The sequence below is a fragment of the Bradyrhizobium sp. UFLA05-89 genome (genome assembly GCF_059803475.1).
Map to the genome: position 1 here is coordinate 13,154 of NZ_JBANBA010000112.1, position 18,212 is coordinate 31,365.

17 protein-coding genes are annotated in these 18,212 nt (G+C 64.6%); 12 read left to right on the forward strand and 5 right to left on the reverse strand.

Annotated features, from left to right (window positions below; translation table 11 throughout):
- Nucleotides 1-128 precede the first annotated feature (128 nt).
- Genes SO139_RS37305 through SO139_RS37320 form a run of 4 tightly spaced genes read left to right on the forward strand, consistent with a single transcriptional unit; the run spans nt 129 to nt 3,574 of the window.
- Nucleotides 129-881, forward strand: a complete 753-nt coding sequence (locus SO139_RS37305; protein WP_449384130.1) for an ABC transporter substrate-binding protein — start codon at nt 129-131, stop codon at nt 879-881.
- 6 nt (nt 882-887) lie between these two features.
- The gene (locus SO139_RS37310) at nt 888-1,541 is read left to right on the forward strand and encodes an amino acid ABC transporter permease (protein ID WP_449384129.1); all 654 of its coding nucleotides are present in this window, start codon (nt 888-890) and stop codon (nt 1,539-1,541) included.
- A complete protein-coding gene (locus SO139_RS37315; RefSeq protein ID WP_449384128.1) occupies nt 1,538-2,269 on the forward strand; it encodes an amino acid ABC transporter ATP-binding protein in 732 nt (243 codons plus the stop codon). Before SO139_RS37310 ends, SO139_RS37315 begins: the two co-directional genes overlap by 4 nt.
- Nucleotides 2,270-2,281: 12 nt before the next feature.
- Nucleotides 2,282-3,574: an NAD(P)/FAD-dependent oxidoreductase gene (locus SO139_RS37320; RefSeq protein WP_449384127.1), complete on the forward strand. Its 1,293-nt coding sequence runs from the start codon at nt 2,282-2,284 to the stop codon at nt 3,572-3,574.
- 48 nt (nt 3,575-3,622) lie between these two features.
- Here SO139_RS37320 and SO139_RS37325 read toward each other — a convergent pair whose 3' ends face one another.
- Nucleotides 3,623-3,838 carry a hypothetical protein gene (locus SO139_RS37325; protein WP_449384126.1) on the reverse strand — a complete coding sequence of 72 codons (216 nt, stop codon included), beginning with the start codon at nt 3,836-3,838 and terminating at the stop codon, nt 3,623-3,625.
- Between the two features lie 485 nt (nt 3,839-4,323).
- Between SO139_RS37325 and SO139_RS37330 the strand changes: the two genes are divergently transcribed.
- Nucleotides 4,324-4,599, forward strand: coding sequence for a hypothetical protein (locus SO139_RS37330; RefSeq protein WP_449384125.1), 276 nt, complete (start codon nt 4,324-4,326; stop codon nt 4,597-4,599).
- A gap of 219 nt (nt 4,600-4,818) precedes the next feature.
- Here SO139_RS37330 and SO139_RS37335 read toward each other — a convergent pair whose 3' ends face one another.
- The 3 genes from SO139_RS37335 to SO139_RS37345 all read right to left on the reverse strand — a co-directional run bounded on the left by SO139_RS37335 (nt 4,819) and on the right by SO139_RS37345 (nt 6,175).
- Complete coding sequence (locus SO139_RS37335) at nt 4,819-5,634, reverse strand: arylamine N-acetyltransferase family protein (RefSeq protein WP_449384124.1); 816 nt, start codon at nt 5,632-5,634, stop codon at nt 4,819-4,821.
- Nucleotides 5,635-5,754: 120 nt separating this feature from the next.
- Nucleotides 5,755-5,931: a hypothetical protein gene (locus tag SO139_RS37340; protein ID WP_449384123.1), complete on the reverse strand. Its 177-nt coding sequence runs from the start codon at nt 5,929-5,931 to the stop codon at nt 5,755-5,757.
- Nucleotides 5,932-5,941: 10 nt separating this feature from the next.
- Nucleotides 5,942-6,175: a DUF6894 family protein gene (locus tag SO139_RS37345; protein ID WP_449384122.1), complete on the reverse strand. Its 234-nt coding sequence runs from the start codon at nt 6,173-6,175 to the stop codon at nt 5,942-5,944.
- A 259-nt stretch (nt 6,176-6,434) separates the two neighbouring features.
- Here SO139_RS37345 and SO139_RS37350 point away from each other — a divergent pair, with 259 nt between their 5' ends.
- The 3 genes from SO139_RS37350 to SO139_RS37360 all read left to right on the forward strand — a co-directional run bounded on the left by SO139_RS37350 (nt 6,435) and on the right by SO139_RS37360 (nt 10,494).
- Nucleotides 6,435-8,453, forward strand: coding sequence for a PQQ-dependent sugar dehydrogenase (locus SO139_RS37350; RefSeq protein ID WP_474800767.1), 2,019 nt, complete (start codon nt 6,435-6,437; stop codon nt 8,451-8,453).
- Nucleotides 8,410-9,351 (forward strand): SMP-30/gluconolactonase/LRE family protein, encoded by a 942-nt coding sequence (locus SO139_RS37355; protein ID WP_449383163.1) that lies wholly within the window; start codon nt 8,410-8,412, stop codon nt 9,349-9,351. Before SO139_RS37350 ends, SO139_RS37355 begins: the two co-directional genes overlap by 44 nt.
- 117 nt (nt 9,352-9,468) lie before the next feature.
- A complete protein-coding gene (locus tag SO139_RS37360) occupies nt 9,469-10,494 on the forward strand; it encodes a histone deacetylase family protein (RefSeq protein WP_498541585.1) in 1,026 nt (341 codons plus the stop codon).
- A 37-nt stretch (nt 10,495-10,531) separates the two neighbouring features.
- On the opposite strand, the gene SO139_RS37365 is transcribed toward SO139_RS37360, so the two are convergent.
- The gene (locus tag SO139_RS37365; protein ID WP_449383166.1) at nt 10,532-11,224 is read right to left on the reverse strand and encodes a Crp/Fnr family transcriptional regulator; all 693 of its coding nucleotides are present in this window, start codon (nt 11,222-11,224) and stop codon (nt 10,532-10,534) included.
- 511 nt (nt 11,225-11,735) lie between these two features.
- Between SO139_RS37365 and SO139_RS37370 the strand changes: the two genes are divergently transcribed.
- The 4 genes from SO139_RS37370 to SO139_RS37385 form a co-directional block, all read left to right on the forward strand.
- Nucleotides 11,736-13,106, forward strand: coding sequence for an ABC transporter substrate-binding protein (locus SO139_RS37370; RefSeq protein ID WP_498541589.1), 1,371 nt, complete (start codon nt 11,736-11,738; stop codon nt 13,104-13,106).
- Between the two features lie 3 nt (nt 13,107-13,109).
- Nucleotides 13,110-13,913, forward strand: coding sequence for an ABC transporter permease (locus tag SO139_RS37375; protein WP_449383161.1), 804 nt, complete (start codon nt 13,110-13,112; stop codon nt 13,911-13,913).
- Entirely contained in the window at nt 13,910-14,743 is an 834-nt protein-coding gene (locus SO139_RS37380; RefSeq protein WP_498541586.1) for an ABC transporter ATP-binding protein, read from the forward strand. Before SO139_RS37375 ends, SO139_RS37380 begins: the two co-directional genes overlap by 4 nt.
- A gap of 170 nt (nt 14,744-14,913) precedes the next feature.
- Nucleotides 14,914-18,212 (forward strand): ATP-binding protein (locus tag SO139_RS37385; RefSeq protein ID WP_498541587.1); only part of this gene is annotated, 3,299 nt, incomplete at its 3' end.

Genomic DNA, 18,212 nt, shown 5'->3' on the forward strand with positions numbered 1-18,212 from the left:
ATCGTCCGCGAAAGTGTGGCCAAAATTTCATATTAGTGAAAATAAGCTGAAACGGCCCGCCTCGCAACATCTGCCTCATAAGCTGCGCGGGCGCGCCGTCATCGGCCGAACCCAAAAGGGGGATTGCGATGAAGCGTTTCGTTCAGGCCGCGGTCGCGGCGCTCGCCCTTGCAGCCAGCTTGCCGGCATCAGCGCAGCAGGTGCTGAAGGTCGGCTCGACCCCGACGGGCATTCCCTTCACCTTCCTTGACACCAAGACCAACACCATCCAGGGCGTCATGGTCGATCTCATCACCGAGGTCGGCAAGGACGCCGGCCTCAACGTCCAGATCGAGCCGATGCAGTTTTCGGCGCTGATCCCCTCGCTGACCTCGAGCAAGATCGACATCATTGCAGCCGCAATGTTCATCACCGCGCCGCGCAAGGAGGTGATCGACTTCTCCGATCCGATCTACACCTATGGCGAAGGCCTGGTGGTGCCGAAGAGCGATACCAAGGCCTATGCCTCGCAGGAGGATCTGAAGGGTGAGGTCGTCGGCGCGCAGGTCGGCACCGCCTTCGTCGACGCGCTGAAGAAGTCGGGCCTGTTCAGTGACGTGAAGGCCTATGACACCATTCCCGACATCCTGCGCGACGTGAACGCCGCGCGCCTCAAGGCCGGCTTCGCCGACTATCCGATCCTCGCCTACAATCTCAAGCAGGGTGGCTTCCCCGAAGTGCGCCTCGTTACGAGCTACAAGCCCGTGACCGTCGGCTCGGTCGGCATCGGCGTGCGCAAGAGCGATACCGAGCTGCTCGGCAAGATCAACGCCTCGCTCGGCCGGCTGAAGGCGAACGGCACGGTGGACAAGATCCTGGACAAATGGGGCCTGAAGGACTGATCGCCGATGCAGGGTTTTTGGCGCGACACCGTCGAGTTCTTCCCGATCCTCCTCAACGGCGTCGCGCTCACGATCGTCGTCACCATCGGCTCGCTGATCCTCTCGACGCTGCTCGGACTGGTCTGGGCCCTGATGCGGGTCTCCGGCATCGGCTTTCTCGCAGGCCTGAGCGCCAGCGTGATCAACGTGATCCGCGGCATCCCGATCATCGTGCTGCTGTTCTACCTCTACTTCGTGATGCCCGATCTCGGCGTCACGCTCACCGCATTGCAGGCTGCGATCCTCGGGCTCGGCATCGCCTATTCGGCCTATCAGGCGGAAAACTTCCGTGCCGGCATCGAGGCGATCGACAAGGGACAGATCGAGGCGGCGCAGACCATCGGCATGGGCTGGTGGCTCACCATGCGCCGCGTGGTGCTGCCTCAGGCGGTGCGCATCGTGCTGCCACCCTACGGCAACGTCATGATCATGATGCTGAAGGATTCGTCGCAAGCCTCGACCATCACGGTGGCCGAGCTCGCGCTCCAGGGCAAGCTGATCGCCTCCTCGACCTTCAAGAACACCAGCGTGTTCACGCTGGTGGCGCTGATGTATCTCACCATGAGCATCCCGCTGATCCTGTTGGTCCGTCATTTCGAGAAGCGGGCCGGCAAGCGATGATCGAGCTCGACGACGTCCACAAAAGCTTTGGCAAGGTCGAGGTGCTCAAGGGCATCACGGCGGGTGTCGAGAAGGGCGAGGTGGTCTGCATCATCGGCCCGTCCGGCTCCGGCAAGTCGACCATCCTGCGCTGTATCAACGGGCTCGAAAGCTACGACCGCGGCGACATCAGCGTCGAGGGCACGCGCGTCGATCGCAATGCGCCGTCGATCGTCTCGATCCGCACGCAGGTGTCGATGGTGTTCCAGCGCTTCAATCTGTTCCCGCATCGCACGGCGCTGGAGAACGTCGTCGAGGGGCCGCTCTACGTGAAGAAGGAGCCGCGCGCCGCGGCGCTGGAGCGCGGCCGAGCGCTGCTCGCGCAAGTGGGCCTCGCCGAAAAGGCCGACGTGCATCCGCCGCAGCTCTCCGGCGGGCAGCAGCAGCGCGTCGCGATCGCGCGCGCGCTCGCGATGCAGCCCAAGGCGATCCTGTTCGACGAGCCGACCTCGGCGCTGGATCCCGAGCTCGTCGGCGAGGTGCTTTCCGTGATGCGCAAGCTCGCCGATGACGGCATGACCATGGTCGTCGTCACCCACGAGATGGGCTTTGCCCGCGACGTCGCGGATCGCGTGCTGTTCATCGACGGCGGCGTCATCGTCGAGCAGGGGCCGGCGAAAGCCGTGCTCAACCAACCGCAGCACGCGCGGACGCAAGACTTCCTGCGCCGCGTGCTGCATCCGCTCTGATCCGGTATCCCTATGATTCTGCCCGTGCGCCTGCCTCTGCCGCCCTCGCTCTATGCCGACACTGCCGTTGCGCCGGTGGCCACGCCGCCGCTCGATGCGGACAAGACCGTCTCCGTCGCGATCGTCGGCGGCGGCTACACCGGCCTGTCCACCGCGCTGCGTCTGGCCGAGCGGGGTGTCGACGCACTGGTGCTGGAGGCGCAGGAGCCGGGGTGGGGCGCGTCCGGCAACAATGGCGGTCACACCAATCCGGGGCTGAAGCACGACCCCGATCAGATCGAGGCCGATTTCGGCGCTGATCTCGGCCGCCGCATGATCGACTTCTCCTACGGCACGACGAATTTTACCCACGAGCTGATCCGCCGTTACCAGATTCCTTGCGAGGCGCGGCAGAACGGCACGCTGCGCGCCGCCTACAACGAGGCGAACGCCGCGGCGATCGAAAGTACCGCAAAGCAGTGCATTCGCCGCGGCATGCCGGTGACGCTGCTCAATCGCGAGCAATTGCGCGAGATGACGGGCACCGATCGCTACCTCTGCGCCATGCTCGACGCGCGCGGCGGCGATCTTCATCCCCTGAGCTACGCCCGGGGCCTCGCACGCGCCGCGATCTCCGCCGGTGCGAGCGTGCACGGCGAAACCCCGGCGCTCGCCTTGCGTCGCGAAGGCACGCATTGGCGCATCGAGACGCCGCGCGCGGTGGTGCGTGCCGAAAAGGTGCTGCTCGCCACCAACGGCTTTACGGATGACCTCTGGCCCGTGCTCCGCCGCACCATCGTGCCGGTGTTTTCGTCGATCGCTGCGACCGCGCCGCTGTCCGAGGAGGTCGCCCATTCGATCATGCCGACACGGTCCGTGCTCTACGAAAGCGGGCACATCACGGTCTACTATCGCATCGATCAGCAGAACCGTCTGCTGATGGGCGGCCGCGGCCCGATGCGCTGGATCAACTCGCCGTCCGATGTCGCCTATCTCATGCGCTATGCCGAGCGGCTGTGGCCGCAGCTCAGGGGCGTCGCCTGGACCCATGGCTGGAACAGCCGCCTTGCGATCACCGGGGATCACTATCCGCATGTGCACGAGCCGGCGGAAAACATCCTGATCTCGCTCGGCTGCAACGGCCGCGGCGTCGCGCTCTCCACCGCGATGGGCGCGCAACTCGCGCGCCGCCTGATCGGCGGCGCCAACGCCGAGATCGACATGCCCGTCACCGGCATCAAGCCGATCCCGCTGCACGCGTTCTGGCCGCTCGGGGTCACGAGCGCGGTGATCGCCGGCCGCGTGCGGGACAGGCTGGGGATCTAGAAAAGCGCCGCCCGAATTCGGGCGACGCCTGGTAGTTTGTCGTCGATTTCAGCAGCGGCCCTGCTTCCACAGGCCGGGCGGGCAGCCCTTGCCGCGCCAGCCGACTTTGCGCCCGTGATACCAGCCCGGCGGCGTGCCATGGTGATGTCCATGGAATCCGCCGTGGCCGTGTCCATGGCCATGACCGCCTTTGGCGGATGCCGCGCTCGGCATGGTGAGGCCAGCCGCGATGATCAATGTCGCGGCGAGCGCAAGCTTCTTCATAAGAATGATCTCCTCTTGGACGTACGCTTCTGTCCCGTTCGATGGACGGGCATCGGACGGCTAGCTCGCTTGCAAATGTGGAGGAGTCGTGACGCTCAGCTCTCTGCGACCGCGTCGGCCCAGGGTTGGAAGATCTCGACTGCGCCGGAATTCGTGTCGCCCTCGCGCATCACGGCGCTCGGGCAGGCGAACTTCATCGGCACGGACTGCACCTGCGCCTCCTCATAGTCGAAGCGCGATCGCCTTGCGTGCGTTCGCGGGCAACCGGCAGCTTGGCGTGGCGGCGATGAGTCGACATCCGCCGGCGGATGGTCATGCATTCGCGATTTGTCATCCTCCGCCATCGCGCCGTCACGTACCTGTGAGTGCCCAATGACTCGCACCGTGTGGCGTACCTCACAAATCCTGCCTGCACTCGGAATTAAACTTATGGTTGTTTTGATTTCAGAGCAACCTCGTAACGATCAGGTCGAAGGAGCATTGCCATGAAACACCTTGCGTTTCTAGGTCTCGCAATCGCTACGCTGATTGCGCCGATCCAAGTGCAGGCCCAGCAATATGATCCCTACAGAAACTGCGTCAGGTTTCCGGAGATACCAAACCCGGAAGCAGAGCTGCGATATTTGCTCTCTCAGCCGGGTATCCGTGTTTGCCCGGCAGCGAATCCTGATCTGGCAGGACAGGCGGAAACTGTGCGGCGTGGTATGAACCAAGGTTACAACGACACTATGAGCATAATTCGAGCGCAGCGCGGATATTAGCAATCCGTACGCAACTGCCCATCATTGGAACTTGTTGTTGATTGCAGACCTCCGTTCGTACGGTTTGTTGTTGCCGACGTCCGGTTGGTACGGTTGATTTGTTTGCTCTGCAGTTTTCGTCAGCCTCAGCTCCTCCAGCGCGGCGATGGCGGCACGTCCGCGTCGTCATCCTCGCAGGGCGCTTCGTCGCGATCCTGCATCGCGCGCACGGCAAGCGCGCTATCCCCCAATCCGCGCAAACACCTCTTCCACCGGCACCGGCGGCTCGACGTTGAACGTCTCATGTAGCACCCGTCGCAGCTCGTCGGCGCTGTCGATCGTGCGCTCGCTCATCACCTCGCCGTCGCGTCCTTCGATGGTCAGCCGCCGGTTGGCGAGCTTGTAGCGCGCATCCGCTGCGACGCGCTCCATGATCAGCGTGCTGGTGAAGGGCGGGATGGAGCTCGTCGAGGTAAAATAGTTGCCGAGCTCGTAGTCGGATTGAAGCTGCGGGACCAGGTCGAAGACGTACATGGTCCGCCAACCGCTCGGCTGTTTCGCGCTGATCGAGAACAGGCCCTTGATCTCGCCGATCCGGTAAGTGCCCATCGCGGTGCGCTGCTCGATCTGCGTCTGGAACTGCAAGGGGCTATCCATCACGCAGACTCCGAAGCCGACGTCGGCGATGTAGGGACCCTCGGGCAGATCGACCTTGAGCAGCATGTGGACCTTTGGGCCCAACGGACTGTCGGGTGCGGCCATCCACCGCACCCGGGCGCAAAGGCCAGTGACGCTGAAGCCGATGTGCTCGAGCGCCGCCTTGAACAGCGCGTTCTGCTCGAAGCAATAGCCGCCGCGCCGGGAGTCGACGAGCTTGGCCTGCACGGTCGGCAGATCGAGAAGAACGGGCCATCGCAGAAGCGGATTGAGCCCCTCGAACGGGATCGCATTGACGTGAGCTCTATGGAGTGCCCTGAGGGTCGCCAGATCCGGCTTCACCGCACCCGGATGGCCGATGCGCGCCAGGTAATTGTCCAAATGGAATTCATGCGACATGAAATGGTCCCTGCTGCCTGAAAAGGCGGGCAGGGTAGACAAGGCCGTTTCCGGTGGAAAGCTCCAATCGTGGCGCGTGGGGGCGGGACGGATGACGTCCCTCGATCCGGTGGGCGAGGCTCAGAGCCTGCCGTCGGGCCGTCGGTTGCCGTGCTTGGCGCGCCATTTTGGTCCCGGGCCACGCATGTAGTGCAGCTCAGGGCGGTAGGGATTGCCCGCGAGCTTCACCAGCGCCTGCCACCGCGAGGCGATCGCGGAGATGGGGTGGCGAAGCAGCGTGAGCGAAGCGATCAGCATGGCAATGTTCTCAGTGCGGCTTTCCGAGCATGGAGCTGAACGGCAGGTCGAAGATCTCCTCGCCGTCGTCGTCGCTGACGTGCAGGATCCAGTCGCGCCAGTCTTCGTCGCCGGGCACCATGATCATCGAGCGCATGATTTGCGCGGCGCGGTCGCGGGCCTCGGTCAGGTTCGACACCGCGGTGCCCTGCCGGTCGATCAACATGCCGTCAGTATTCGAGCAGTGAAAAAAAACTTGGACCATAGCCGCCTCCTCCACGAAGCGATTCGGACGCAATCAACCCATAACACTCTGACGTTGTCGGAAATATTCGGGTTCAACCCGGTAAGGGAAATTACGGATATTCTGATTCACGGGACGGTGAGCGCGTTACGGATTCTTAACCTTCGGCTGGACGGCGCAGCGGAGGCATGGAACTCTCGATTTGCCGGGGTCGAGGGAGGGGGAAGTCTTGCAATTCGTGAGAAAAGCCTATGGCCGGCTGTGTGTGTTCGCATGCGCTCTGCTGGCTGCGGGGCTTGGCCTTGCGCCACCGGCATCGTCCGAGCCGATCCGGAGAAGCGGCTACGCGATCGGCACCGATACCTGCGGCAGCGGCGATCTCGCCTTCCCGAGACTCAAGATCGACCTCCGCCAAGGGTTTTGTGCAGGTCTCGTCGCCAGCGAGGAGGATCATCTGAAATTCCCGCGGTCGATCATCCAGATCCCCGGTCATGAGCTGTTCGTGGTCGCCGACATGGGCGGCTGGGGCCACACTGATGGCCAGCTCCTGCTGCTCGATCCCCGCGCAGCCGAGGGCAAGCGGATCAAGGAGCTCATCACGGGGATCGAATATCCCTTCGGTCTGGCGATCGGTCCCGACAAGAAACTCTATGCCTCCACCGACGAGACGATTTTCCGCGTCGATCCGCTTGCCGACAATCCGCGCAGCACGGTCGAGACCATCCTTCATCGCCTGCCGGGCCGCCGGCTGACGCTGCCTGACGGCACCAAGCTCGACGAGAGCGCGCATCCGCTCAAGCAGTTCGCGTTCGACCGCACCGGGCGGCTGTTCGTCAATGTCGGTTCGCATAGCGATGACTGCATCACCCACCCGCCGATCACGCGGCCATGCGCGCCGGCGGAAGGCGCCTCGGCGCTTGCCGCGATCTGGATGTTCACGCCGCCTTCAGGCGGCGTCTTTTCCGCGTTGAAGCCCAACGATCCCAATCCGCCGCACGAGGTCTATGCGCGCGGCCTTCGAAACTCGATGGCGCTGGCGCTGCACCCGCAATTTCCCGATCCCGGCTACGCGTTCCTGCAAGGCGAAAACGGCCGCGATCTGCCCGACATCTTCACGCCGAACGAGGAAATCAACGCGATCGAGCGGGGCAAGCACTACGGCTGGCCCTATTGCTACGACCTCTCGACGGTGAGCCCGGAATTCAGGCTGGTGCTGCGATCGGGTCCTTACAAAAACCTCTGCACCAACGGCGCCCTTTACAAGCAGCCGTTTTCGCTGCTGCCACCGCATGGCGCGCCGCTCGGCATGCTCTACTACCACGGCCAAAAATTTCCGGAGCTGGAAGGCAGGTTGCTGATAGCCCTTCATGGCTATCGTCCGACCGGCAGCCGTCTCCTGGCCTATGACGTCGACGATCACGGCTTCCCCAAGATGAGTCCGTCGCCGGTCCGCTACCACGTGAGCTGCGCCGCCCAGCCGACGCGCAGCTTCCAGACTGGCGCGGGCGAGGTCGCGGCGGCACCCTTCGAGGAATTGATCGCTGGCTGGCACCGCGTCAACGGCGCGCGGCCGCAGGGCGCACCCGTCGGCATCACCGTTGCGGAGGATGGCGCGATCTGGCTGGTCGAGGACAAGAACCAGACCGTGATCCGGATCGACCGCACTGATGGCAATGCGCCGGAGCCGCTCCCCTGCGACATGCGTAGCGCGGCGCAGATCGAGCAGCTCGCCGCCCTCGTTGCGAAGGATGCGCAGAACAGGGATCGGCTCTCGGCGCTGCGCAAGGGGCTCGTGGAGAAACACTGCGTCGGCTGCCATTCGGATTTTGGATTGAAGCAGGGCCAATCCGACGCGGAGAAGGACCAGACCGTGCTGCGCTTCATGTTGTCGCAGGACGGCTGGATCTATCCTGGCGATCCCGGGTCCGGGAAGCTGCGCACGCGCCTGCGCGGGCTCGGCGCGGAGAAGCTGATGCCGCCGGGCGGCGAAGCGCTGGCGAAGACCGAGCCCGGCTACGCCCGCCTGCTCGACTTTGCGGACTTACTGGTTGCAAATATGGTTCCGGGAACACGTATGCGCATCAAGCCCGGCCCGCCGACGCGCAAATTCGTCTCGCGCACCAGCAAGGAATGCGGCGAAATGCCGGCCACCAAGGTCGTCGTCGTGACACAAAGGACCGCTGTAGACAAAGCCGGTTTCAGCCGGTTCTACCGGCCGGCCGATCAATATCTCAACGGCGAATGCACCGACGACGATGGCTACTACATCCAGCAGAACGATCTGGTGCCTTTGCAGTAGCGTGCTCCTGGCGATCGCCGCTCAGCCGGCCTTTGGCGAGACGAAGCTGTTCGAAAGCGCGCAGGTGACGCCCGCGGGCGAATACACCTTCGGCATCGAAGGGCCAGCCGTCGATCTCGACGGCAATCTGTTCGTGGTCAATCTCGGCAAGCCCGGCACGATCGGCAGGTTGCCGGCGGGCGGAGCGGCCTCCGGGACGTTCGCGGAGCTTCCGCAAGGCAGCGTCGGCAACTCCATCCGCTTCGATCGCGACGGCACCATGTTCGTTGCCGACTACAAGGGCCACAACATCTTCGCGCTACCCAAGGGCACCACGGAGCCGCGACTCTGGTTTCATTCCGACGAGATGAAGCAGCCGAACGACATGACGATCGCGCGCGACGGCACGATCTATGCGAGCGATCCGAACTGGAAGGGGCGTGAGGGCCATATCTGGCGCATCACCAAGGTGAGGGACGGGTCGGTGCAGGGCCAGCTCATGACGGCGCCGCGCGCGATGGGCACCACCAACGGCATCGATCTCAGCCCGGACGGCAAAATGCTTTATGTCGGCGAATCCAACAGCGGCGAGGTCTGGTCTTACACGATCCGCGGCGCAGAGCTCACCGACGCGAAGCTGATCAAGACGTTCCAGCCCGACACCATCGACGGCCTGCGCACCGACGTCAGCGGCCGACTCTATGTCGCGCGCATTCTCAAAGGCACGATCTCGATCATGAAGCCCAACGGGGCGGTTCAGCGCGAGGTCGCGTTGAAGGGCAAGGAGCCGACCAACCTCGCTTTCGGCGGTGACGACGGCAAGACGGTCTTCGTCACGCAGCGCCAGGGCGGCTTCATTGAGGCCTTCCGCACCGATCAGCAGGGCCGCGAGCATTGCCTGCAACGCGGCCGTTGCTGAGCCGCGATCCGCGCTCCACGCAGGACCGGCACGCAGGATGCGACACCGTTCTCGCTTGCATCGTCGCGCCGCCGGGATCAAGACGTCATCCGATCCCAAGGTCATGGAGCCACCCACGTGAAGGCCGTCTATACCGAACTGCATCGCAGCCACGATCCGCAATTCTTCCTGGTGCGCGGGGTCGTCAAGCGCACGACCGAGCAACCCGAGCGCGCGAACCGGCTGCTCAAGGGTTTGCGGGACGGCAAGCATCAACTGGTCGAGCCGATCACATTCGGGCAGGGACCGCGCGCGCGGATTCACAGTCCGGAATATCTCACCTTCCTCTCTGAGGCCTGGGACGCCTGGAGTGCGCTCGGCGATTCTGGCCCGGAGATGATCGGCAACATCCATCCCGTGCGCCATGCCGCGACCTATCCGACGCACATCGTCGGCAAGCTCGGCTGGCACACCGCCGATACCGCCGCGCCGATCGGGCCCGGCACCTGGGCTGCGGCCTGCGCGGCGACGGATGTTGCGACCACGGCAGCGCAGCTCGTGATGGACGGTGAGACTGCTGCCTACGCGCTCTGCCGTCCGCCCGGCCATCACGCCTATCGCGACATGGCCGGCGGCTTCTGCTTCCTCAACAACAGCGCGATCGCTGCCGCGCATCTTCGGCTCAGGCATGAGCGCGTCGTGATCCTCGACGTCGACGTGCATCACGGCAACGGCACGCAGGGCATCTTCTATACGCGGCCCGACGTCTACACCATCTCGATCCACGCCGATCCGGTCGCGTACTATCCGTTCGTGTGGGGCTATGCCCATGAGCGCGGCGAGGGCGAGGGGCTCGGCACCAATCTCAACATCCCGCTGCCGATCGGCACGGGCGATGACGGCTACATGCAGGCGCTCGCGCGCGCCAAGACCGCAATCGACGCATTCGCGCCCGGCGCGCTCGTCGTGGCGCTCGGCCTCGATGCCTCCGAGCACGATCCGCTGAAGGGGCTCCGCGTCACCACGCCGGGCTTCCGCCGTATCGGTCAGGCGATCGCGCGCATGGGACTGCCGACCGTGTTCGTGCAGGAAGGCGGCTATCTCTCGGATATCCTCGGCGCCAACCTGACGTCGGTGCTCGCGGGCTTTGAAGAGGCGCGGTGATCCGGCGCCGCCGGCGCTAAAGCGCGATGAGGTTGATCTAGTCCTTGAACAGGATCTTCTCCAGCAGGTCGATCCGCTTGATGCGAATCACGCTGCCGTCAATGGCGATGATGCGGCGGTTCTGGAAGCGTTTCAGCATCATGGTCACCCATTGCCGGGTTGAGCCGACCATGGCTGCGATCTGGTCATGGGTGATCTTGCGGTCGATGACGATCGTATCGCCGTCGGGATTGCCGTGGAGCTCCGACAGGTTGAGCAGAAGCTGGGCCAGCCGCTCGATCACCGATCGCGTTCCCAGCATCTGCGCCATCGAGGAATAGCACTTGCCCTTTGCGATCAGCCCGTCGATCAGCGCCAACGCGAAGGTCGGCATATCCGTGAGCAGCTTCGCCAGCGCCGCGCCCGACAGGACCGTGATCTCGCAGGTCTCGATGGCGATGCCGGACCACATATGGATGCCGCCGCCGGAGATCTCTGGGCCGCCGATGAAATGCCCCGGCGTCCAGTAGGCCAGCGTGATCTCGCGTCCCGACGGCGCCGTGTAGTAGACGCGCACCTGACCGCGCCGGATAATGAAGATGCCGTCATGCCCCTCGCCCTGGCCGAAGACCATGGCGCCCTGCGGCACGACGACAGTGCGGCCGGCCGCCTGGACCCGCGCCTTCTGTGTAGCCGACAGGCGGTCGAGAAAATGCGCGCCGACGTTCAGGCCGTCGACCGTCTCGCTCATGAACAATGCCGAAGCATTTGTCGTGGCCCGCAGGGCGCGCGCGGTTCCGATGTCCTCCGCATGGCGCCAGTCGAGCCCGAGGGCCGGAAGCCTTCGGCCTCGCGACGTCGTCGCCGCCTCTTTGAGTGTCGTCATCGCTGTCCGTCTGCGCTCGGCATTCGCAACTAGGTAAGTGCGATGCGGGTGGAATGTCCATCTCTTTGAAGGCGTCCACGTGCACTTAGCAAAGCTCTTGCGCCAGGCGCGTGCCGTTGAAACGATTTCATCTGTCGACGGCTTGCTCCCGAGAAAAATCATTCGATGTCAGGCGTTCGAAACGACGACGAAATTGCCACACGGGCTGTCGCGAGTGCGCGACGCAAGTAATTGCTTCAACGCGAACGAGCGAAATCCAATAGTTGCCGGCGAGTCATTTCGTGCCGGTGCGGGCAGCCCGGCCATTGCGAGCGAGGACCGTTGCATGATCTCTTTTGGCCCCGTGAGGGGAAGCGTCGCCGCCGTCGTCGTCACGATGGCTCTCGTCGGGTCGTCGCGTGCCGAGACCATCAGGGTTGCAGTCGGGACGCAGGACACCACGATCAATTGCGCGACCGGTGGCTTGCTGATCCGCGAGCTCAAGCTCCTGGAGAAATTTTTGCCGCATGACGGCAAGTACAAGGATGTCACTTACGACATTCAGTGGAAGAACTTTACCAGCGGCGCGCCGCTGACCAACGAGATGGTCGCAGGCAAGCTCGATTTCGGCGCGATGGCAGATTTTCCGGGATCGCTGAACGGCGTCGCCTTCCAGAAGGCCGGGCGCCGCAGCCTCTTCATCAGCGTACTGTCGGGAAGCACCAAGGGCAGCGGCAACGGCATCGTGGTCCCGGCGAATTCGCCGGCGCAGTCGCTCGACGATCTCAAGGGCAAGACGATTTCCGTTCCCTTTGCCTCGACCTCCCACGGCATGCTGTTGCGTGCGATCGAGGCCAAGGGCTGGAATCCCGAGACCGACGTCAACATCATCACACAGGCGCCGGAAGTCGCCGGACCGGCCTTGCAGGCCGGCAAGATCGAGGCGCATGCGGATTTCGTCCCGTTTGCCGAGCTGTTTCCCTGGCGCGGCTTTGCCCGCAAGATATTCGACGGCGCGCAGGCCAACGCCCCGACGTTCCATGGCGCGCTGGTCGACGCCGACTATGCCGAAAAACATCCGGAAGTCGTGGTCGCCTACTTGCGCGCGGCGATTGAAGCGGATCGCCTGATCGCCGAGGAGCCGGAGACATACAGCGAGCTGATCGCCAAGGTCACCGGCATCGAGGCCGAGGTCGACTATCTCTTTCATGGCCCGCTCGGGCTCCAGACCCGCGACGTCACCTGGAAGCCCGAATATCGCCAGGCGGTCGCGACCTCGATCAAGACCTTGAAGCTCCTCAAGCGCGCCGACAGCGATCTCGACATCAACCAGTTTGTCACCGACAGGTTCATCCGTGCCGCGCTCGCGCAAGTCGGGCGTGACTATGATGCCGAGCTGAAGAACTATGCGCAGCTTCCGTTGAAGGCGAAGGATGCGACGACCGGCGCGGAGATCGCCGACTTCAGCCGCGTCGCGCAGATCTGGGTCAAGGGCGAGCCGCATGTCCGCCACTATGCCTCGCCCGAGAGCGCACTGAAGGCGCTCGCGGGCCTCGAGAAGGACGGCAAGGCCATCCGCGTCGTCTATGCGCAGGATCGTGAAAGCGGCATCAAGCTGTTCGCGAACCAGGCCTGGTTCGTCCGGTCGGCGAATGGCGAGTTGAGCGCCTTCCTGCTGAAGGACGCCGCCGAGCGTTGGTCGAAGCAGCATGGTGGCGAGGTCGTCGACTTCAACGCCGCGCGCGAGCCCCTCGTTGCGAGCCGGTGAACGATGCCAACCGTCTCAGCAACCGGTGGCTTGGCGCGTGCCCGATGGTTGATCCGCGGCTTCTCCATCCTGGCCTGCATCGCCCTCTGGCAGCTCGCCGCGACGCTGCATGTCAATCTGGGAGTCGTCACGTTCCGCAACGTGCCGCCGCCGACCGAGGTCGTCCAGTCCGCCGTCGTGCTGTTGAAGTCGCCGAAGCTGGCCGCGCATATCTCGAGCAGCCTGTGGCGCGTGCTCGCCGGATATGGCGCGGCGGCCGTTGTCGGCGTGGTGTTCGGCTTTGCGATCGGCCGGTCGCGTGCCGCGAGTGATTTGCTGCTGCCGCCGCTCGAATTGCTGCGGCCGATTCCGGCCGTGGCCTGGATCCCGCTCTCGATCCTGATCTTCCCGTCCTCGGAATTGTCGATGATCTTCATCACCTTCATCGGCGCCTTGTTTCCGATCGTGCTCAATACGGTCCATGGCGTCGGCAATGTCGATCGCCGGCTGGTTGCCTCCGCACGCAGCCTCGGCGCTTCAGGCGTCTCCATCCTGCGCGAGGTGGTGCTGCCGGACGCCGCGCCCAGCATCGTGACGGGGCTTGCCATCGGCATGGGGACCTCATGGTTCTGTCTGGTCACGGCGGAAATGATCTCCGGCCAGTTCGGCATCGGCTATTACACCTGGGAGGCCTATACGCTGCAAAACTATGCCGACATCATCGTCGGCATGCTGATCATTGGCCTGCTCGGCATGGGCAGCAGCTGGCTGCTCACGACAGCCGGCCGGCTGCTGATGCCCTGGCGCAACCCGTCGGTCGCGCGATGAACATCCGCGTCTCCGATATTCCGGTGCGCGGCGTCGGCCGCATCGACATTGCCGGTGTCTCGATCTGGCTCGGCGAAGGTGCTGACGCTTTCGAGGCGGTGGACCGCCTGAACTTTACCATCGCGCCGGGCGAATTGGTCTGCGTGCTCGGTCCTTCCGGCTGCGGCAAGTCAACCCTGCTCGGTGCGTTGGCCGGACACCTGAAGATCACGGCGGGCGAGCTTGCCCTGGACGGGCAGCCGATCCGCGGCCCGAGCCCGGACCGCGGCATGGTGTTCCAGCAGCACACGCTGTTTCCGTGGAAACGGGTGCAGGACAACGTTGCTTTCGGCCCGAAGATGCGCGGGGTCGGCAAGGTGGAGCGGCGGCGCGCCGCCGACGAGATCCTGAAGCTGGTCGGATTGTCGGGGTTCGAGCGGTTCTATCCCTCGCAACTGTCCGGCGGCATGCAGCAGCGGGTCGAGATTGCACGTGTCCTGATCAACCAGCCGCGCGTGCTGTTGATGGACGAGCCCTTCAGCGCACTCGATGCGCAGACGCGCAGCCTGATGCAGGAGGTCCTGCTCGACATCTGGAGCAAGATCCCGACCACGACGGTGTTCGTGACCCATGACATCGACGAGGCGCTGTTCCTGGCGGACCGGATCGTGGTGATGAGCGCGAGGCCCGGGCGGGTGATCGAGGATTTCGTCCTGCCATTCGCGCGGCCGCGCAGCCACGATCTCGTGACCGAGCCCGATTTCGTGCGCCTGAAACGCCACGTCATGCAGCTTCTGCGGCGCCCTGAGGGTACCGAGCCGCTGGCGCGCCTCAGTCCGCTCGGTGTGTAGCTCTCAAAATACCCCGCTCGCCGGCGGGGGTGCCGTGCCTTTTCGATCCAGTTGAGCTATTCTTCAAAAAACTGTGAAACGCGTCCAGTCCGAGGTGGAGTTTTGGCTCTCAAAGTTTGTGGTTGAGGGCATATTCTCTTCGACGGAGTGGGCAGTCGAACGGAAGCAGCATGCTGGAGACGGAGCCGGGCGCGGCGACGGAAACGGATTTGAAAGGCTGGCTTGAGGGCGCGGGGCTCGGCCAATACACCGAACTTTTTGCACAGCATCGGCTCGACCTCGACGTCATGCCCGACCTGACGGAGGCCGATCTCGCGGAGCTCGGCCTGCCGCTCGGCGATCGCAAGCGGCTGCGCCGTGCGATGGCGACGCTGCTTTCGCCCGAACCGGCCGGGCCCTCGCCAGCCCCGCAAGCAACGGCGCGAGCCGAGGTCGGCGCCGAGCGGCGGCAGCTCACCACCATGTTTTGCGACATGGTGGATTCGACCCCGCTCTCGGCCCGGTTCGACCCCGAAGACGTACGCGACATGATCGCGAGCTTCCGCGAGACCTGCGTCCGCGTGGTCAAGCATTATGAGGGTTTTGCTGCCCGCTTCGTCGGCGACGGCATCCTGGTCTATTTCGGCTATCCGACCGCGCATGAGGACGACGCCGAGCGCGCGGTGCGCGCCGGGCTCGAGATCGTGCGGGTGCTATCGACGGCCCGCGCGGTCGAGCCGCGCGGTGCGCTGAGCCACGCGCCGGCGGTGCGCATCGGCATCGCCACCGGTCTCGTCGTGGTCGGCGATCTCGTCGGTCAGGGCACCGAGGAGCGCGATTCCGCAGTCGGCGAAACCGTCAATCTCGCCGCGCGGCTCCAGGGGCTGGCGCCGCCGAACGGAGTGGTCATCTCTGCTTCCACTCAGTCGCTGCTGAAGGGCAAGTTCGACTACCGCAATCTCGGCATCCAGGCCCTCAAGGGTCTTTCCGAGAAGGTCCAGGCCTGGCACGTGGTGCGGCCCTCGCGGGTGGAGACGCGCTTCGCCGCCTCCATGGGCACGCGACTGACGCCGCGCGTCAATCGCGAGGAGGAGGTCTCGCTGCTGACGGGGCGCTGGCAGCAGGCGAGGCAGGGCGACGGACAGGTCGTGGTGCTGTTCGGCGAGCCCGGGATCGGCAAGTCCCGCATCGTCCAGGAGATATTCGGAACCATCGCGGGTGAGCGGCACAGGCAGATCTCGTTGCAGTGCTCTCCGTACTATACCTCGACCGCGTTCCATCCGTTCAGCGCGCAGCTCAAATTCGTGCTCGGGCTCGACCGCGAGGACGCGACTGCGATGTCGCTCTCGAATCTCGAAGCCGCCGTGGCCGTCGCTGGAAGCGAGGTCGCGCAGGTGACCCCGCTGCTCGCTGCGCTGCTGTCGATCCCGACGGGCGACCGCTACCCGCCGCTCGACCTGTCGCCGCAGCAGCAGAAGGACGCGACGGTGTCCGCCATCGTCAACCATCTGCTTGGGCTTGCGCGCGAGCAGCCGCTCGTCATCGCCTTCGAGGACCTGCACTGGATCGATCCGACCTCGCGCGAGGTCATCGATCTCCTGGTCGACAAGGTGCATGGCCAGCCGATCCTCGTCGTCATCACCGCGCGGTCGGAGTTTCAGCCGAGCTGGAATGCGCATTCGCACATCACGACGCTGGTGTTGAACCGGCTGAGCCGGCAATTGCGCACGACCCTGGTCGAGCGCGTTGCAGGGCGGGAGCTTCCCAAGGAGGTCGTCGAGGAGATCATCGTCAAGACCGACGGCGTGCCGCTGTTCCTGGAGGAATTGACCAAGACCGTCCTCGAATCCAACCTGCTGACCGAACGACACGGCCGCTACGTGCTGTCCGGCGAGTGGCGGCAGCTCGCGATCCCGGCGACGCTGACGGACTCGCTGATGGCGCGCCTCGACCGCATGGGCCCGTTCAAGAAGATCGCGCAGATCGGCGCCACCATCGGCCGCGAGTTCTCCTACGAGACGCTTCACGCCGTCGCCAACACGCCCGCCGACCAGATCGAGGCGGCGCTCGATCATCTGGAGGAGGCCGGCCTGATCGTGCGTCGCGGTCACCCGCCGGATGCGCTCTACGCATTCAGGCACGTGATGATCCAGAACGCGGCGCATGCCAGCCTGTTGCACAGCGAGCGGCGCAAGCTGCATTCGCGGATCGCCCAGGTGCTCGCCGAGATGTACCCGGAGAAGACCGCGCGCGAGCCCGAGCTTCTCGCCCACCATCTGACCGAATCCGGCCAGAGCGAAGGCGCCGCGAGCTTCTGGCTCAAGGCGGGCGAGCAGGCCGCGAAGACCGGCGGCAATCTGGAGGCAATCGGGCATCTGCGCCGCGGCTTGAGCGTCGTCCAGGCCAATGCGCGCATGCAGGGTGCGGGCGAGATCGAGCTCGAGCTGCGCATCGCGCTCGGCAACGCGCTGATCGCGGCCAAGGGCTATGCGGTGCAGGAGGTCGAGGAAAACTACATCCGCGCCCTCGAGCTCGGCCAGCAGCTCGATGACGAGCAGAAGACGTTTGCGGCGACGCGCGGGCTCTGGGTCTGCCATTTCATCCGCGCGGATCTGACGCGCGCGCACGATCTCAGCGTCGAGCTGTTGAAGTTTGCCAAGCGCCAGCGGCTGAACGAGCGGGCGCAGCCCGCGCAGCAGACCGGCTATCTCATGGAGGCCCATCGCGCAATCGCGATGACCATGCTCTATCGCGGGCGTTTTGCGGCGGCTCAGCATCATCTGCGCCGCTGCGTCAATCTCTACAATGCGGATCTGCACGCCGACCTGGTGGTGCGGCACGGCACCGATCCCGGCGTCGTGTCGCTGTCCTATCTCGGCTATCTCCTATGGTTCCTCGGCCAGCCCGATGTAGCGCGCCAGCACAGCGAACAGGCGATCGCCAACGCCGAGAAGATCCGTCATCCCTTCACGCTCGCCTTCGCGCTGGTGTTCGGCGCCTATCTCTGCCAGCACCTATGCGACGTCGAAGGCACGCGCGATCACGCCAACCGCGCCATGATCATCGCCACCGAGCACAATTTCCTGCACTGGAAGCAGCAGGCTGCGATCCTACGAGGCTGGGCGCTGACGCAGCTTGGCGACGTCGACGATGGATTGAGCCAGATGCGCGTCGGCCTCGACGAATACGAGGCGATGGATTCCTGGCTCGCCGGCTGCTGGTTCAGGTGCTTGTTGGCCGAGGCCTATGCGAAGGCCGGCTTCCGCGAGGCGGCTCTGCGCGCGCTCGACGGCGCGCTTGCAACCGCACGGCGCACTGGCGATCACTTCTACCTCGCCGAAGTCTATCGGTTGCAGGGCGAGATCACGCTCACCGAGGGCGGGCCGACCTCGGCCCATGAGGCCGAAGGTCTCTATGAGTGCTCGCTCGACGTCGCCCGCAAGCAGGGTGCACTATCCTGGGAGCTGAGGACCGCAATCAGCCTGGCGCC

Excerpts from the sequence above, each read along its gene's own strand:
- SO139_RS37305 (WP_449384130.1), top strand. The coding sequence starts at position 129 with ATGAAGCGTTTCGTTCAGGCCGCGGTCGCGGCGCTCGCCCTTGCAGCC.
- SO139_RS37310 (WP_449384129.1), top strand. The coding sequence starts at position 888 with ATGCAGGGTTTTTGGCGCGACACCGTCGAGTTCTTCCCGATCCTCCTC.
- SO139_RS37315 (WP_449384128.1), top strand. The coding sequence starts at position 1,538 with ATGATCGAGCTCGACGACGTCCACAAAAGCTTTGGCAAGGTCGAGGTG.
- SO139_RS37320 (WP_449384127.1), top strand. The coding sequence starts at position 2,282 with ATGATTCTGCCCGTGCGCCTGCCTCTGCCGCCCTCGCTCTATGCCGAC.
- SO139_RS37325 (WP_449384126.1), bottom strand. The coding sequence starts at position 3,838 with ATGAAGAAGCTTGCGCTCGCCGCGACATTGATCATCGCGGCTGGCCTC.
- SO139_RS37330 (WP_449384125.1), top strand. The coding sequence starts at position 4,324 with ATGAAACACCTTGCGTTTCTAGGTCTCGCAATCGCTACGCTGATTGCG.
- SO139_RS37335 (WP_449384124.1), bottom strand. The coding sequence starts at position 5,634 with ATGTCGCATGAATTCCATTTGGACAATTACCTGGCGCGCATCGGCCAT.
- SO139_RS37340 (WP_449384123.1), bottom strand. The coding sequence starts at position 5,931 with ATGCTGATCGCTTCGCTCACGCTGCTTCGCCACCCCATCTCCGCGATC.
- SO139_RS37345 (WP_449384122.1), bottom strand. The coding sequence starts at position 6,175 with ATGGTCCAAGTTTTTTTTCACTGCTCGAATACTGACGGCATGTTGATC.
- SO139_RS37355 (WP_449383163.1), top strand. The coding sequence starts at position 8,410 with ATGGCTACTACATCCAGCAGAACGATCTGGTGCCTTTGCAGTAGCGTG.
- SO139_RS37365 (WP_449383166.1), bottom strand. The coding sequence starts at position 11,224 with ATGAGCGAGACGGTCGACGGCCTGAACGTCGGCGCGCATTTTCTCGAC.
- SO139_RS37370 (WP_498541589.1), top strand. The coding sequence starts at position 11,736 with ATGGCTCTCGTCGGGTCGTCGCGTGCCGAGACCATCAGGGTTGCAGTC.
- SO139_RS37375 (WP_449383161.1), top strand. The coding sequence starts at position 13,110 with ATGCCAACCGTCTCAGCAACCGGTGGCTTGGCGCGTGCCCGATGGTTG.
- SO139_RS37380 (WP_498541586.1), top strand. The coding sequence starts at position 13,910 with ATGAACATCCGCGTCTCCGATATTCCGGTGCGCGGCGTCGGCCGCATC.